1 protein-coding gene is annotated in these 356 nt (G+C 47.2%); it reads left to right on the forward strand.

The genetic code is table 11. From position 1 onward, the window contains the following. Nucleotides 1-356: Phenylacetic acid catabolic protein (locus SB773_RS30460; protein ID WP_410593939.1), on the forward strand; the 356-nt coding region annotated here is incomplete at both ends.

The following is a 356-nucleotide window of genomic DNA, read 5'->3' on the forward strand; positions in this document are numbered from 1 at the left end:
GAGCAGCGTCAAATGCTCCAAGAAGCAATCACTCGCTGGTGGCCATCCCTGTTGATGTTTTTCGGTCCGCCAGAGAACGGCAACATTACGAGCAACCAAGCCTCGAATATGCGTTACAAGATTCGGACACAGACAAATGAAGAGCTGCGTCAGGTATTCTTGAATAAATACTTGCCGCGTATTTTCCACCTCGGCTTCACATTACCAGACGATACGATCTACTTCGACGAAGCCGAAGACAAATGGGTATACCAACAACCGGATTGGGAGGCTTTCAAGCAGATTGTAAAAGGCAACGGACCTCGTTCTGCGCATCGTCTCAATCTGAGAGAAATGTCTTATGAAGAAACCAAATG

The organism is Bacillus sp. SIMBA_074 (assembly GCF_046534555.1).
Classification (GTDB): domain Bacteria; phylum Bacillota; class Bacilli; order Bacillales; family Bacillaceae_G; genus Bacillus_A; species Bacillus_A mycoides.